Source organism: Parabacteroides hominis (assembly GCF_014287585.1).
In the GTDB taxonomy this organism is placed as follows: domain Bacteria; phylum Bacteroidota; class Bacteroidia; order Bacteroidales; family Tannerellaceae; genus Parabacteroides; species Parabacteroides hominis.
On sequence record NZ_JACOOJ010000005.1, the window covers coordinates 1 to 15,621 of the forward strand.

A 15,621-nucleotide genomic window follows, 5' to 3' on the forward strand; every position below is an offset into this window, starting at 1 on the left:
AGTCTTAGCAGAACTCGGTAAATTTGTGATCTCAAATTTGCCATCCATGTCTGTAACTGTACCAATAGAAGTACCTTCCACTAAAATAGTAGCACCAATAATAGGCTCTCCATCGTCCGCAGACTTAACAACTCCAGTCACTTTCGAAATCTGAGCCGTCAAAAGACCTATGCTTATCAGCAAGTAGGTCAACAACAACACTATCTTCCTTTCCATAAACACTTTTTTATTTAGTTACACATTCAAAACGGTCGCAATTTAAACAAAAATATTTAAAACGCAATTTATATTGATGAAAAATGCAGGTTGAGATATAAAAAAATATTTGATATGCTATTTTTGTGAATAATTTTACGTGTATTGGAAAATGTGACTATATGATGTTTTCGAAAGCATACAACAGATAAACATTAAAATATATTACTGTAAAAGCAACAAATAATAAGTTTCTTGTTATTTGATCAGTGTTTAAAAGATTAAATTTGAAAGTTAATTATATTAAGTGTTTCGCAAACATAAAATCAATATAATACTGTAAAAATAGTGACGTAGTTCTGCTAAGACTATGGTTAAAACCATCACCTTGCAACACCCATAAACACCTCATAAACATGCGATTAAACAACATTTACCCTCACAACTTCATACAACTATCGATCAAAATATAACCGACCGTCATTTAAAGCGCCGAACCTTGATATTGCCAATCGGTTGAAACAATATCCGTAACAGTCCACACCGAACCGTATGCCCGTATCGTTTCCGTCAGGCTGGCAACCGGTTCGATATGAATTGCTTTCTTCCGTCTCATCCTTTCAAGGCTCCTACACCGCAGCCGTTGCCTACCAGCAAGACATCATCCCCGGAATAGAGAGAAGAAATCCGGTCACACAAAACATGATTAATGGCTTTGTGGTTTTCTGATTAAAATTCATGGTACTATTAATTATATTTTTATTGGTCTAATCAAAGGCGAAAATACAAAAGATATTCGAAAGGATATGCTCAAAAAAACCTAAAGTGTGCAGATTCCAGAAGAAAGTTCTTTGATATAAAGAATGTTTGATTACTTTTGCAGGTCAGTATTCAGAAGGTTAATTCGAACAAATATCCAATATAGAAATCTAATATTCCTATAATATGAGTTTAAAAATTATTGTATTGGCGAAACAGGTTCCAGACACACGCAATGTGGGAAAGGATGCGATGAAAGAGGACGGAACTATCAACCGTGCCGCTCTTCCCGCAATCTTCAACCCGGAAGACCTGAACGCATTAGAACAAGCCCTCCGCTTGAAAGATGCCTATCCGGGGACTACGGTAACCCTGTTGACAATGGGCCCGGGGCGTGCTGCAGAAATTATTCGTGAAGGTTTATACCGGGGAGCAGACGATGGTTATCTGCTGACCGACCGTGCATTTGCCGGCGCCGACACTTTGGCAACGTCTTATGCGCTTGCCACAGCGATCAAAAAAATAGGTGACTACGATATCATCATCGGAGGACGCCAGGCTATCGACGGCGATACAGCACAAGTAGGTCCCCAAGTTGCTGAAAAGTTAGGATTGACACAAGTCACATACGCCGAAGAAATCCTGAACGTAGACGAAAAGAATCGCAGTATCACAGTGAAACGGCATATCGACGGCGGTGTCGAAACAGTGGAAGGCCCGCTGCCTATCGTGATTACGGTTAATGGTTCGGCTGCCCCCTGCCGTCCGCGTAACGCTAAACTGGTGATGAAATACAAACGGGCATTGGGTGCACAGGAAAAAGCCCCCGCTCCCGCCTGCCACCCGGAAGGCGTATCGGCGCTGTCATACCCCGAACTGTATGAAAAACGTCCTTACCTAAATATTCAAGAATGGAGTGTTGCCGATGTGAACGGGGATCTCGCACAATGCGGTTTGTCCGGTTCGCCGACAAAGGTTAAAGCCATTCAGAACATCGTGTTCCAGGCAAAGGAAAGCAAGACGCTGACCGGCTCTGACAAGGATGTGGAAGATTTGATTGTTGAACTGTTAGCTAACCACACTATCGGATAAGATTATGAATAACGTATTTGTATATTGTGAGCTTGAAGGTACGACGGTTGCCGATGTAAGCCTCGAACTGCTGACCAAAGGTCGCAAGTTAGCAAATCAGTTGAACTGCCAACTCGAAGCCATCGTGGCCGGTTCCGGACTGGAAGGAATTGAAAAGCAAGTGATGCCTTATGGTGTGGACAAGGTGCATATTTTTGATGCTCCGGGTCTGTTCCCGTACACTTCGCTTCCTCATTCTTCTGTTTTGATCAACCTGTTCAAAGAAGAAAAACCGCAGATCTGCCTGATGGGAGCAACGGTTATCGGCCGTGACTTAGGCCCCCGTGTTTCTTCAGCACTGACAAGCGGTCTGACTGCCGACTGCACATCTCTCGAAATCGGTTCACACGAAGACAAGAGAGCAGGTAAGACATACGAGAACCTGTTATACCAGATCCGTCCGGCTTTCGGTGGCAACATTGTGGCGACGATCATCAATCCGGAACACCGTCCTCAGATGGCGACCGTACGCGAAGGTGTGATGAAAAAAGAAATCCTGGACGCTGATTATAAAGGCGAAGTGGTAAAACACGACGTTGCCAAATATGTTCCGGAAACGGATTATGTCGTAAAAGTCATCGACCGCCACGTAGAAAAGGCTAAACATAACCTGAAAGGTGCTCCTATCGTAGTAGCCGGCGGTTACGGAATGGGCTCCAAGGAAGGATTCGACAAGTTGTTCGAACTGGCCAAAGAACTTCATGCTGAAGTAGGCGCCAGCCGTGCAGCCGTTGATGCCGGTTTCTGCGACCATGACCGCCAGATCGGCCAGACGGGTGTGACGGTCCGTCCGAAATTGTATATCGCTTGCGGTATCTCCGGACAGATCCAGCACATTGCAGGTATGCAGGATGCAGGTATCATCATCTCTATCAACAACGACGAGAACGCTCCGATCAACACGATTGCCGACTACGTGATCAACGGCACCGTTGAGGAAGTGATCCCGAAGATGATTAAGTATTACAAACAGAACAGCAAGTAAAGAGATGGCAAATTATTATACAGACATTCCGGAACTCAAGTATCACTTGAACAATCCGATGATGGAACGTATTTGCGAACTGAAAGAACGCAATTACAGAGATAAAGAAGAGTTCGACTATGCACCGCAGGATTATGCCGATGCAATGGACTCGTTCGACAAAGTGCTTGAAATCACAGGTGAAATCACGGGCGAGATCATTGCCCCCAATGCCGAAGGTGTCGACGAAGAAGGCCCTCACTGCGCAAACGGACGTGTGGAATACGCTTCCGGGACGAAGCAGAACCTGGATGCAATGGTGAAAGCCGGCCTGAACGGTATGACGATGCCGCGCCGTTTCGGTGGCTTGAACTTCCCGATCACGCCGTACACCATGTGTGCCGAAATCGTTGCTGCTGCCGATGCAGGATTCGGAAACATCTGGTCGTTGCAGGATTGCATCGAAACATTATATGAATTCGGAAACGAAGACCAGCACAGCCGCTTCATTCCGCGTATCTGCGCCGGAGAGACGATGTCTATGGACCTGACGGAGCCGGATGCCGGTTCCGACTTGCAGTCCGTGATGCTGAAAGCAACTTTCGACGAAAAAGAAAATTGCTGGCTGCTGAACGGAGTGAAACGTTTCATCACAAACGGGGATGCTGACCTTCATCTGGTTCTGGCCCGTTCGGAAGAAGGGACGAAAGACGGACGCGGCTTGTCTATGTTCATCTATGACAAGCGTCAGGGTGGCGTGGATGTCCGCCGTATTGAAAACAAGTTGGGTATTCACGGTTCACCTACTTGCGAGTTGGTTTACAAGAATGCAAAAGCCGAACTTTGCGGAGACCGCAAATTAGGTTTGATCAAATATGTGATGGCGTTGATGAACGGTGCTCGCCTGGGTATCGCCGCCCAGTCTGTCGGTCTGAGCCAGGCCGCCTATAACGAGGGGTTGGCGTATGCGAAGGAACGTAAACAATTCGGCAAAGCTATTATCGAATTCCCTGCTGTTTATGACATGCTGTCTATCATGAAAGCTAAGCTGGATGCCGGTCGCGCATTACTGTACCAGACTTCCCGCTATGTTGATATCTACAAAGCGCTGGAAGATATCGCACGCGAACGCAAACTGACTCTGGAAGAACGTCAGGAGCAGAAAAAATATGCCAAATTAGCCGACTCTTTCACTCCGCTGGCAAAAGGCATGAACTCCGAATATGCCAACCAGAATGCATACGACTGTATCCAGATTCATGGTGGTTCAGGTTTCATGCTGGAATATGCTTGTCAACGTATCTACCGGGACGCCCGCATCACCTCCATCTATGAGGGAACGACGCAGTTGCAGACAGTTGCAGCGATCCGTTACGTGACAAACGGTTCTTATCTGGCTACCATCCGCGAATTCGAAACAATCCCGTGTTCTCCGGAAATGGAACCGCTGAAAGCCCGTTTGGTTGAAATGGCTAATAAGTTCGAAGCCTGCATGAACAAGGTGAAGGAAGCGCAGAACCAGGAATTGCTGGACTTCGTTGCCCGCCGACTGATGGAAATGGCTGCCGACTGCATCATGGCCCATCTGCTGATTCAGGATGCAACAAAAGCTCCCGGATTGTTCGCCAAATCGGCTGTTGTATATCTGAACTATGCCGAAGCGGAAGTTGAAAAACACTGCAGTTTCATCAACAGTTTCAATGCTGACGAATTAACAAGCTACAGACAATAACATCAGTTAAAAGTTGAAAAGTGAAAGTTGAAAGTGGCTACGCATCACTATTTACACTTTCAACTTTCAACTCTCAACTCTCAACTGATTGAAGGCGATGCCATAAGATCCATTGCATAATGCCACGTAAAGATAAGTAGGCCAGGAATGCCATCCATAACGCATGATTCCCCATAATCCCGAAAAAGAGGTAATAGACCAGAAAGAAAGTGCCGGAGGCGACCAGCATCGAATAGAGCATCAGGCGAGTGGCCGTCGCACCGATCAGGATGCCATCCCAAAGAAAAGCAGCAAAGCCGGCAAACGGGACGGCCAGCACCCAATAGAAATAGGTTCCGGCCTCTTGTATGACAGCAGAATCATTTGTCAGTAGGGACAAAAAACCTTTCCCCCCTACTCCATAAAGCAGGGTAAACGAAAGAGACAGGCCGATCCCCCAGCTAAACAACAAACGGATCATCCGGCTAAGGGCACTTTTGTTCCGGGCGCCGATATAACGTCCCGCCAAAGCCTCGCCTGCATAAGCAAAACCGTCCATGATATAGGAGAAAAGCGTAAACAACTGCATCAGCAATGTATTAACGGCCAAAACGATATCGCCCTGTCTCGCACCTGTAGAAGTAAAAAATGTAGTAACCGCGACTAAGCAAAGCGTACGAAAGAAAATATCGCCATTCACCTGGAAGAAACGACGCATGGCGACCTTATCCATGACCTCATGCCAGCAAAAACGAACTTTCAGCCGTTTCCGATAGAATGCGAACCACAAGAATACAGCCATCCCGAAGCCCCCATATTGGGCGATCAGCGTTCCCGTCGCAACCCCTTGCACCTTCATACCGAACACAAAAACGAAGATCAGACTTGCCACAATATTCACGATATTCTGGGTGATCGCAATAAACATCGGGAAACGGGAATTCTGCATTCCTATAAACCAACCGGAGAATCCATACAGTCCCAGCACAGCCGGTGCGCCCCAAACACAAATATTGAAATATAAGGTAGCCAAGCGTTCCACCTCATCCGTCGTATCCAACAAGGAGAAAGCTATTTCCCGTATCGGATACTGGAGCAGAAGCAAAGCCAAAGAAATCAGAATTCCGACACCGACCGACCGGAACAAAACCCTCGTTACCTCCCGTAGATCCCGTCTCCCCAAAGCCTGCGAAGTCATTCCGCTCGTTCCCATCCGCAGAAAGCCGAACAGCCAGTAAATAATATTGAACAACATCCCTCCTACCGCAATCGCCCCGATATAGGAAGCGGCTCCCAAATGCCCGACAATCGCCACATCGACCAACCCCAATAAAGGGACCGTTATATTGGAAACAATAGAAGGAATTGCTAACTGAAGTATCTTTTTGTTCATGGATTACCTATATATTATATATGCACTTAGGAAAATGGATTTGAAAAGGTCAGGATAAATGTCACCGAATAGCCCGGAACCGCCCGTTCCGCCAACCGGAGGTCTCCTCCTTGCCGCATCATCAACTGCCGCGAAAGCGACAGGCCGATACCCGAACCGCTCCGCTTGGTCGTAAAGAAGGGGATGAACATTTCACGTGCCACCTCGACCGGGATACGTGCCCCGTTGTTACTGACCCATAATTCCTCTTTCCAACGCACATCGATACGGGTTGCCCCGGCTTCGCAAGCATTCTTAATCAAGTTTATCAACACCTGACGCAACATATTCTCATCCGCCGAGAGCGTGACAGACGAATGAATAGCAATCTGCCACTCTAAGCCAGGATAGAACACCCGTATCCGCTCTAAAAAAGCCTGTAACGGAATCTCCACCAAGACCGATTCCTGCAATTCCGAGAGTTTCCGGTAGCTGTCGACAAAGAGGGACAACCCCCAGCATGTATCGTGGATGGTACGGATTCCCTCCTCGTATGCCGTCCCCGCAATGTTCGGATGTTCCAAATAGGCCTGACAAATACTGGTGATGGGGGTAGTGGCGTTCATGATTTCATGTGTAAGTACACGGGTCAGCTTTTGCCAGGACTCCACCTCGTTGCGGGCAAGCAACATGCCAATCTCCCGTCCCGTCTCATTGAAGGCCTCTTGCAATGCCCGTTCACCAAAGAACAGCCCCTTTACCGGCAACCGGAACGTGAACTCTTGGTTACGGATTGCCTCACGCATCAAATGCGCACGTTCTTTCAATAACATCTGGTGATGGTAGAACCAGCCGGCAATACCAATCACAACAATCAGAGTAATAAGCAACAAAGTCATGGTTTTCTCATTTTAGCGTAAAGCGTCTGGCGGGTAATGCCCAACAGTTCGGCCGCACGGCTGATATTGCCGTGGCAACGTTCCACCACCTTATGAACATGTTCCGTCTCGACCTGCTCCAAGGGAATGATTTCCCGGTTATTGTCAATCGCATCTTTCAAGACACGCACCAACTCATGATTGTCCCACGGCTTGGTGACAAAGTCTGCCGCCCCCATCTTCAAGCCACGCACCGCCAACTTCACATCGGCGTATGCCGTCACCAATACCACCGGAATAGCCGGATGTTTCTTATGAATCGCCTGCAACCAAAGCAAACCGTCCATGCCGGAGTTTACCCCCTGCACGAAATTCATGTCGAGCAAGATCACATCCACCACCTCCTGCGCCAATAATGTCAAAAGCGTATCGGGAACGGAGAGTGTCAATATTCTCTCAAAAGTTCCACTCAAACAAATCTTGACTGCCGTCAGGATGGCGGGATTGTCATCCACAACCAATATCGTACCGTAATTCATCCTCTCTGATTCTTTTTCGTTAAGCGAGCGTAAAGGTACGGAAAAAGGCTGTATGATTTTCATACAAGGAGGTGTATGAAAATCATACAATCTGCTCCGGCCGTGCTTTCCATCCATTGTCGAATGCCGGCAACCCTATACATTTGTAGCAAACAAAACAATAAACAAATATGAAATCGTACTTCACTTTTCTCAGCCGCAACAAGCTCTACACGGTTATCCAGTTCTCCGGTCTGGCTATCGCATTGGGAGTTGTTCTCCTCTTAACGCTATATGCTAAAACCGAATTCAATATCGGTAACAGACAGCCATACTCCCGCCAACTGTATGCCGTCGGCTATGGCGATGGTATCGGTATGACGGTCGGTACCGCCCCGGAATTATTCCCTTCTATTCCGGAAATAAAAGAATGGACACGCTTCATCAACAACGAAGAAACAGACCTAACTATTGATAACAACTACTACCAGGTGAACAGCCTTGCCGTTGACTCCAACTTCTTCCGGATGCTGGACTATCCGCTCATCGGATGCAACCGCGACAAGGGGCTGAGCGGAACAGATGAGGCCGTCATCTCCGAACCGTTCGCCCGTAAAATATTCGGCAATGAAGATCCTATCGGACGCACAATCATGTACCAAAACCAGACACCGCTACGGGTCATCGGAATTCTTCCGGCTTTCGGTCCGACAGAACTGTTGAAACCGGTCGACCTCCTAGTTCCTATCAAATTGATGGAAAAGAATTATGCCTGGATGGATAACTTCGGTTCAACCCAAACATTCGTCACGTTAGCGGAAGGGGCAACACCCGGCACCGTCACCCGAAAACTGCTCGACAGCTATAAAAGTTATTGGGATTATTGGAAAGAAGACAGCAGCACGAACACCTTTATATGGGGATCATCACTCACACGCATGGACGAAATATACTTTTCACCTTTGAATCATTACACTCCTTTCCGCAGCGGAACACGGAAACAGGTCCAAATCTTATTGACCATCGCGACGATCTTGCTCCTCTCGGCTGTCTTCAACTACATCAACCTGACCGTGTCGCAAACCGGAAAGCGGGCACATGAGATGGCGACTCGCCGATTGATGGGCGATTCTGCCGAGCAAATCGTATTGCGCTACCTCGCCGAGTCGGCAATCTTCACAACCGGGTGCTTCATCGGCGGATGCCTCATTGCTGTCATTGCCAAACCCTATTTCGAATACTTGCTCTCTACCCAAATCGCCATGTCGCTTTCTCCCGTAACAATCGCCTACACCCTGCTGTTGTTAGCCGGAATCTCCGGCATATCAGGGTTACTGCCGGCACTCATCATTCGTAAATACAGCCCGATCGATATTGTAAAGGGAAACTTCCGCTTGCAGAACAAGCAACTGTTCAGCCGCCTGTTCATCATCGTGCAGAACGTGATCAGTACGTTCCTCATTACGTTGGGGCTGACAATGGCCGTCCAAATGCACTACCTTGCTACTCTGCCGACCGGTTATAATACCGATCTGGTCTTTGTTCGGGCTTGGGATTTAGGTGCGACCTACGACAAACAAGCTATCCTCCAGAAACATTTACAGACATTGCCCCAGGTGGCAGAAGTGGCGCTGGCACGGAAACTACCTTTCATCAGCGGCCACGATGGCGTACGCCAACCGGACGAAGAGGGAATGTCATGGCTCCACCTCTCGGATATGGACAGCACAGCATTCCGGATGTTAGGCTTCGAAGTGGCAGAACGCTGGTCAGAGCCGCTACCCGGTATGGTCTGGGTAACGGAAGAGACCTGCCGCCGTTACAACCTTTCGGCCGACAACCCCCATTTCGGGAAGAACGATGACGAGGGTGGCTACCGGTATAACGTCTGTGGCGTTATACGTGATTACCGCTCACTCACGGCGTTAGACACTCCGACACCCGATTCGCACGGAGCAATCATAGTGACAGACCCGCAAGGCTATGTGATCTGCCAAGTCATCCGGACCCGAGGTGACCGGTCGGAAGCCTTAGCTGCCATCCGACGTACCTGCCGGGAAGTGTCCAATGAAATTATCGGGATGCCGAAAGACCTGAAGGCCGATTATATCGACGATTATTTAGACAAAGATTTGACACACGAAAAGAACATCGTAATACTCGTCCTTTGCTTCATGACCATCTCCATCCTCATCTCTGCCATGGGCCTGTTGGCCATGTCGATAAGCTACACCGAACAGCAAAGCAAGCGGATTGCCTTATGCAAAGTGATGGGAGCCGAAACAAGCGGTGCGGTATGGGAACTTTCCAAACGATTCATGACGCTTTCGTTGCTTGCCGCCTGCTTCGCCCTGCCCATCAGCATGAAAGCGGTTCAAATCAGTTTGGAGTCATTCTATAACCGCATCGCCTTCCCGTGGCATCTCATAGCCGTGGCTGTTTTGGCAACCGTAGTCATCGCTTTCGTGTCAATCATCAGCCAAACCTTGAAAGTCGCCCACCGCAACCCCATCGAAAGCATCCGGACGGAATAAAAGTAACACTATATAACAGATAACATCATTACAAAAAAACGAAACAAATCATGATTAAAATAAAGAACCTCTGCAAAAACTTCCGGACGGAAGAAGTAGAAACCATCGCGCTCAACGGCGTAAGCATGGATGTGAAAAAGGGCGAGTTCGTCGCCATCATGGGTCCCAGCGGATGTGGCAAATCGACCTTGCTGCATATTCTCGGTCTGCTGGACAATCCGGACGATGGCAGCTACCTGTTGGATGGGGAAGAAATGGGACACTTGAAAGAGAAAGACCGAACCCGTTACCGCAAAGGACGTATCGGGTTCGTGTTCCAAAGTTTTAACCTCATTGACGAGCTGACGGTGGAAGAAAACATAGACCTCCAACTGAAATACCTTGGCATACCTAAAGCCGAACGCAAGCAGCAGGTACTTGACATCCTGCGCAAAGTACGCCTCAGCCAACGTGCCAAACATTACCCGCAACAACTCTCCGGAGGTCAACAACAACGAGTAGCCATCGCCCGTGCCGTGGTAGGCAAACCTAAATTGATTTTAGCCGACGAGCCGACCGGTAACCTCGACTCCAAGAACAGCCTCGAAATAATGAAACTGCTCAGCCAGTTGAATATCGAAGGAACGACTATCGTCATGGTGACACACTCACAACACGATGCCACATACGCCGACAGGATCATCAACCTCTTTGACGGGCAAATTGTCAATGAGCTGGATGGAATACTTTAAAAATCGAGTAGGAGGTAAACGCTAATCGTAGGCGTCTGTCTCCTATTTTCACGTTTACCGATCTCTCACACCATCGTATCCAACAGGGAGAAAGCTATTTCCCGTATTGTCCCGATATAATAACATGATTACGCCTATGCTTCAATCATTCCACCTTCACCCTTGAATAATAAGTTCCTTTCATCATACAGCGCGAAAGGATTTTATTCTTTTGAAACAGGAGGCACGAAAATATTGCTGAAACGTCATTACTACGAGAATGTTTAGATCTCTTCTTCGGAAGTAAACCTATAACGTTCAACATTCTTTAAAGTAGCCACAGTCTGAGTTTGTCAGATCCCCGTCCCCAAACGTGAAGTGTCTACCTCTTTTGCCTTTTTCTCTTTGTAGCCACCGAAACTATACCGCAATGTCAGTGTCACATTCCGGCTATCCTGCCACAGTTTCATGCGGCTTTTCTGTCCCTGTTCATCCACGTGGGTGACGGGATTGCCTCCCTCGAACAAATCATTGCCCCGAACCGTCAGGCGCATCTTCTTTTTTGCGAATGTCCAGGTCAGGCCGGCCGACACATTGTATATCAGATCGACATCATACAATCCCTGTATGACCGGAGAGATACAATAGCCCCGCAACTCCAACGACAAGTTCCGGTCCTTGGTCAGGTAGAACGTATTGTTCAGTTCGGCCCGGCCAAACAGTTTTTTACGGTCGAAAGAGACATCATAAAGCGTCCCTTTGTTATGAATGGCACAGCCCATCAGCGTCAGCCTGGAACTCATAAAATCAAAAGGCCTGAAAGGGATGACGGCAACCGCTCCGTACATATTGTAGATATCCATATTCACCGTCTGGAATACGGACCTCAACTCATCGTGGCGCTGGTACGTCATCTGTTGTATTTTATCGGGCTGTATATTCGTAAATAAGCCGAATACATACTTGCTCTTCAGGATATAATTCAGTTGCATCGAATAAGAGAGCTGCGGCTTCAGGTCCGGGTTCCCGATTATAGAACTGTAGACATTCATATAATAGGTATTGGGAGTTGTCATCCAATAGGACGGATAGGTTTTATCACTCGAAAAGGAAAACATCAGCATACCGGACGGAGCCACCTTGTAAGTAAAATTCAATTGAGGGAAAAGGCTGACCCTGTTCCATAATGTTTTCTTCTTTCCTGCCGAATCGACGGATGCCTTATAATACTGTAAAGAGAGGGATGCATTCAATGAAACCTTTTTCCCGAATTGTTTCGTAAAACCGGCAAAAGCACCCATTGAATAGTCTTTTTGTTTAAGGCGGAAAGTTCCTTCAGGAGCTTTCCCGCCATTGATCGACTGGCCGGACTCGTTACGGGTATCGGAAAAAGAAGCATCCAATCCGTAATCCAACATCCATTCTTTTTTCAATTTACGGCTGTCGTTCATATAAAGATTAGCGCGTTGTACCTGCTGGGAAGACAGAGTTGAGATTGTCTGCTCTTCTTCTTTTTCAAAGTCATTAACCAAATGTTGCTTGTCGTCATTCTTATAAAAAGTATAATCCATCCCGGCACTGAACCCTTTATGACCGATATAATCCATCCGGGCATTATGCAGATTCGAAGCGCCGGACAATTCCAGCTCCGTCTCTACCTGCTGGATATCGACAAACTCGGTCAACGCGCCTCTTCTCGATACTTTATCCGGGTCGTAAAAACGGCCGGTATAGGAAAGTGACAAGCGGTCTTTATTCTTCAAATCGAAATCGAAAGCTCCCCGTATATTGTGAGAAAGGCTTACATTATTATACCAATCATCCTGCCTGATATCGTACGGGCGATCGTTTACAGTCGGTCGGGCAGTCATTTCCTCTTCCTGGCGTCTATGATTATAAGCGGCCGAATAAGAGATATCAGCCGAGTAATTCTTCCCGATATACGAAAGGTTCGCCTGACCGGATGGAGAAAAGAAATAGCCTTGCTTACCCGTCAAAGAGATTTCCCCCTTCAGCACGTCTTTCAAAGATTTGTCATTTTCTATTACGACATTGATGGATGCACCTTTCACGCCAAACCGGGGAGGCGTGCTATACATCACATCTATTTGTTTTACTTTGGATGAAGATGTGGATTTCAATAAGCCTGCCAATTGTTCCGCAGTCATCGAACTTTTGCGCCCGTTGATCAGGATCGAGGTCGAAGGGGTTCCGATAATCGACACCTTATCCCCTTCTTTTTGTATGCCGGGCAGTTCGCCTATTACATCAAAAGCGTTATCGACCGGTTTATCTTTTACCAGGTTCGGAATGTCGTACTGCAATTTGCCTTCCGACACCTTCACCAGCGGCCGTTCCGCTTTTACAAACACCTCCGGAAGGTCTACGGTTATGCTGTCGTTCACGAGGATGTGTTTCTTTTCCGTTGCGTTCTGTCCCCATACAGGTGCTTGCCCTGCCAGGAAAACGATCAACAAATAATGATAGAAGTGCTTCATCGTATTATTTTTTCTTGTAAAGGTTATATTCGGAAACGAGAGTTCCAAACTTTGCCTTTCTTTCGTAAGACTATATAACATCCCTCGATCCTAATGTTATTTAGTCTTACCAAATAAAGCGGATCAGATAAACTTTCCTTACATTTGTTTATATGAAATCTTCGTTCAAATATGTAATCATTCTCGTTATCCTGTCGTTGTCCGGCATCTTCATCTATCAGCTATTCTGGATAACCGGGCTCTACCACTCCCGGCAAAAGCAGAACCGGGAAGAGATCCGGATGGCGATCAAAAATGCAGATCATATCGAACTGTTCGACCGGGCCGATTTCCTCAGCAAGGTCACGCACAGGCAGAGAGAGACATCCGTCATTGCCGATACGAAAGGCGGTGCGGCTCTCAGCACCCGGTTTACGGACAAGGATTCGGTTATTCCCGAACTGAGCGTCCTACCTTTAGACACGAATATCTATCATCCCCGATACCGGAGTCAGGCACTCCGTAATGATGCGGGTAAAATGCTAAAAAACACGGCAGTGAAAGTCGGCAACGATTTCAGTTCGTTAGGAGAGTTAGGGTTACAGATGCAGCAAACCCTACATGAAGTGATCGACTCGGTCAAACCGATCGACCTTGCGAAGTTCGACAGCATCCTGTCTTCCCACCTGCAAAAAGGAGGATTGGATATTCGCCATTATACCGAAATGTGGAATTTAGAAGACAGTTCGATCATCGCCTCGTCCGTTCCGGCAAACCTGAACCGGACAGAATACGACCTGCACAAATGGGAGTACACGACCTATCATAAAAGGGCTTATCTGGTTTACACCGAACCGACCCGATGGGACACGATCCGGATGATGTCGGGCATCCTGCTCTCTTCTTTCCTGATCCTGTTGATCCTGATCCTCTCTTTCGCTTATATGTTCTGGTTCCTGATCCACCAAAAGACGGTGGAACAACTGAAAGATGACTTTACGCACAATGTCACGCATGAATTGAAAACCCCGATAGCGATCACCTATGCGGCAGTCGAAGCCATGATCCATTACAACATAACCGGCAACAAAGAAAAGACAAACAAATACCTGCATATCTGCCACGAGGAATTGCAACGTCTCGGCAATATGGTCGAACAAATCCTTTCGCTCAGCCTGGAACGTAAAAAAGATTTCAAACTCAAATACGAAAAAGTAAACCTGAACGAACTGCTCGATAAAATCGTCGAACAACAGGCCATCAAATCCTCCAAACCCTTTCATGTCCGGCAGGAATTTATACCGGACGGGATTATGCTGGAAGCCGACAGAACGCATCTTTACAACATCTTGAGCAACATCCTGGACAATGCCGTCAAATATTCCGGCAATAATCCGCAAATCCGGATAGAGGCAGAAGAAAGCGACGGTTCGGTCATCATCCGCATTACCGATAACGGCATCGGAATAGAAGAAGAACACCTGGCGCATATCTTCGATAAATTCTACCGGGTTTCGAACGGCAAGCAACCTCCCGTCAAAGGGTACGGCATCGGGCTGTTTTATGTCAGGACAATGATACACAAGCACAACGGTACGATCCGGGTAGAAAGCCAACCCGGAAAGGGTAGTCGTTTCATAATCATATTACCGCAAACACATGAAAGATAAGAAATCGATATTATTGGTTGAAGACGAAGTGAGCCTATCCATGATCATCAAAGATGCACTGGAAGAAGAAGGCTACCGGGTCATAACAGCCGGAAACGGCCTGCAGGGGATCGACTGTTTCTATAAGTATGCTCCCGACCTGATTATCGCGGATGTCATGATGCCGGAAATAGACGGGTTCGAAATGATCCGGCGGATACGGAAGGAAAACAAAGAAGTGCCCGTGCTCTTCCTGAGTGCCCGCTCCTCGACAGACGACATCGTCTCCGGCTTCGAATTAGGTGCTAACGACTATGTCCGCAAACCTTTCAGCCTGCGCGAACTGGTCGTCCGTGCCAAAGCCCTCCTGGTCAAAAATAAACAGGAGGAAGAAAGAGCCGGATTCTATGAGATCGGTCTTTACACCTTCTATCCTAAAACCCAGACCTTACTGATAGCCGGCGAAAGCAACAAGCTCTCCTACAAAGAATCCGAAATATTGAAACGCCTATGCGAAAACGAGAACCAGCCGATCTATAGCAAAGACATCCTGCTGAACCTATGGGGAGACGACAGTTTTTATAATGCGCGCAGCCTGCATGTTTTCATCACCAAGCTGCGCCATAAGCTGGACAAAGACCCTCGCATCAAGATATTGAACGTAAGAGGAATCGGCTACAAGTTAATATGCGAACTGCTTTAAGTCCTTTAATCCAGGTCTGC

General features: G+C 47.4%; 12 protein-coding genes and 1 pseudogene. 7 read left to right on the forward strand and 6 right to left on the reverse strand.

The features are described from left to right. Positions 1–216 (reverse strand): carboxypeptidase-like regulatory domain-containing protein (locus tag H8S65_RS03995; protein ID WP_186928663.1); only part of this gene is annotated, 216 nt, incomplete at its 3' end. 466 nt (positions 217–682) lie between these two features. Next, positions 683–864, reverse strand: a pseudogene (locus H8S65_RS04000) (DUF4861 family protein); the annotation flags it as partial. A 276-nt stretch (positions 865–1,140) separates the two neighbouring features. Here H8S65_RS04000 and H8S65_RS04005 point away from each other — a divergent pair. Genes H8S65_RS04005 through H8S65_RS04015 form a run of 3 tightly spaced genes read left to right on the forward strand, consistent with a single transcriptional unit; the run spans position 1,141 to position 4,781 of the window. Then, complete coding sequence (locus H8S65_RS04005) at positions 1,141–2,046, forward strand: electron transfer flavoprotein subunit beta/FixA family protein (protein ID WP_186928664.1); 906 nt, start codon at positions 1,141–1,143, stop codon at positions 2,044–2,046. 4 nt (positions 2,047–2,050) lie between these two features. Further along, on the forward strand, positions 2,051–3,070 hold the full coding sequence (locus tag H8S65_RS04010) for an electron transfer flavoprotein subunit alpha/FixB family protein (protein WP_186928665.1): 1,020 nt from the start codon (positions 2,051–2,053) through the stop codon (positions 3,068–3,070). A 4-nt stretch (positions 3,071–3,074) separates the two neighbouring features. Beyond that, entirely contained in the window at positions 3,075–4,781 is a 1,707-nt protein-coding gene (locus tag H8S65_RS04015) for an acyl-CoA dehydrogenase family protein (protein WP_186928666.1), read from the forward strand. A gap of 73 nt (positions 4,782–4,854) precedes the next feature. On the opposite strand, the gene H8S65_RS04020 is transcribed toward H8S65_RS04015, so the two are convergent. The 3 genes from H8S65_RS04020 to H8S65_RS04030 are packed head-to-tail and all read right to left on the reverse strand — an operon-like array spanning position 4,855 to position 7,549. Then, positions 4,855–6,153, reverse strand: a complete 1,299-nt coding sequence (locus H8S65_RS04020) for an MATE family efflux transporter (RefSeq protein ID WP_186928667.1) — start codon at positions 6,151–6,153, stop codon at positions 4,855–4,857. Between the two features lie 26 nt (positions 6,154–6,179). Next, entirely contained in the window at positions 6,180–7,031 is an 852-nt protein-coding gene (locus H8S65_RS04025; RefSeq protein WP_186928668.1) for a sensor histidine kinase, read from the reverse strand. Continuing rightward, the gene (locus H8S65_RS04030; protein WP_186928879.1) at positions 7,028–7,549 is read right to left on the reverse strand and encodes a response regulator; all 522 of its coding nucleotides are present in this window, start codon (positions 7,547–7,549) and stop codon (positions 7,028–7,030) included. Before H8S65_RS04030 ends, H8S65_RS04025 begins: the two co-directional genes overlap by 4 nt. 170 nt (positions 7,550–7,719) lie before the next feature. Between H8S65_RS04030 and H8S65_RS04035 the strand changes: the two genes are divergently transcribed. Both H8S65_RS04035 and H8S65_RS04040 read left to right on the forward strand, forming a co-directional pair. Further along, the gene (locus tag H8S65_RS04035; RefSeq protein ID WP_186928669.1) at positions 7,720–10,062 is read left to right on the forward strand and encodes an ABC transporter permease; all 2,343 of its coding nucleotides are present in this window, start codon (positions 7,720–7,722) and stop codon (positions 10,060–10,062) included. Positions 10,063–10,112: 50 nt separating this feature from the next. Next, entirely contained in the window at positions 10,113–10,793 is a 681-nt protein-coding gene (locus tag H8S65_RS04040) for an ABC transporter ATP-binding protein (protein ID WP_186928670.1), read from the forward strand. Positions 10,794–11,125: 332 nt separating this feature from the next. Here the strand turns inward: H8S65_RS04040 and H8S65_RS04045 are convergent, their stop codons facing one another. Continuing rightward, positions 11,126–13,270: an outer membrane beta-barrel family protein gene (locus tag H8S65_RS04045; RefSeq protein ID WP_186928671.1), complete on the reverse strand. Its 2,145-nt coding sequence runs from the start codon at positions 13,268–13,270 to the stop codon at positions 11,126–11,128. Positions 13,271–13,422: 152 nt separating this feature from the next. Between H8S65_RS04045 and H8S65_RS04050 the strand changes: the two genes are divergently transcribed. Both H8S65_RS04050 and H8S65_RS04055 read left to right on the forward strand, forming a co-directional pair. Beyond that, positions 13,423–14,919 carry a sensor histidine kinase gene (locus H8S65_RS04050; protein WP_186928673.1) on the forward strand — a complete coding sequence of 499 codons (1,497 nt, stop codon included), beginning with the start codon at positions 13,423–13,425 and terminating at the stop codon, positions 14,917–14,919. After that, complete coding sequence (locus H8S65_RS04055) at positions 14,909–15,601, forward strand: response regulator transcription factor (RefSeq protein ID WP_186928675.1); 693 nt, start codon at positions 14,909–14,911, stop codon at positions 15,599–15,601. Before H8S65_RS04050 ends, H8S65_RS04055 begins: the two co-directional genes overlap by 11 nt. The last annotated feature ends 20 nt before the right edge of the window (positions 15,602–15,621 follow it).

Coding starts and splice junctions, on each gene's coding strand:
- H8S65_RS04005 (WP_186928664.1), top strand. CDS start 1,141: ATGAGTTTAAAAATTATTGTATTGGCGAAACAGGTTCCAGACACACGC.
- H8S65_RS04010 (WP_186928665.1), top strand. CDS start 2,051: ATGAATAACGTATTTGTATATTGTGAGCTTGAAGGTACGACGGTTGCC.
- H8S65_RS04015 (WP_186928666.1), top strand. CDS start 3,075: ATGGCAAATTATTATACAGACATTCCGGAACTCAAGTATCACTTGAAC.
- H8S65_RS04020 (WP_186928667.1), bottom strand. CDS start 6,153: ATGAACAAAAAGATACTTCAGTTAGCAATTCCTTCTATTGTTTCCAAT.
- H8S65_RS04025 (WP_186928668.1), bottom strand. CDS start 7,031: ATGACTTTGTTGCTTATTACTCTGATTGTTGTGATTGGTATTGCCGGC.
- H8S65_RS04030 (WP_186928879.1), bottom strand. CDS start 7,549: ATGAATTACGGTACGATATTGGTTGTGGATGACAATCCCGCCATCCTG.
- H8S65_RS04035 (WP_186928669.1), top strand. CDS start 7,720: ATGAAATCGTACTTCACTTTTCTCAGCCGCAACAAGCTCTACACGGTT.
- H8S65_RS04040 (WP_186928670.1), top strand. CDS start 10,113: ATGATTAAAATAAAGAACCTCTGCAAAAACTTCCGGACGGAAGAAGTA.
- H8S65_RS04045 (WP_186928671.1), bottom strand. CDS start 13,270: ATGAAGCACTTCTATCATTATTTGTTGATCGTTTTCCTGGCAGGGCAA.
- H8S65_RS04050 (WP_186928673.1), top strand. CDS start 13,423: ATGAAATCTTCGTTCAAATATGTAATCATTCTCGTTATCCTGTCGTTG.
- H8S65_RS04055 (WP_186928675.1), top strand. CDS start 14,909: ATGAAAGATAAGAAATCGATATTATTGGTTGAAGACGAAGTGAGCCTA.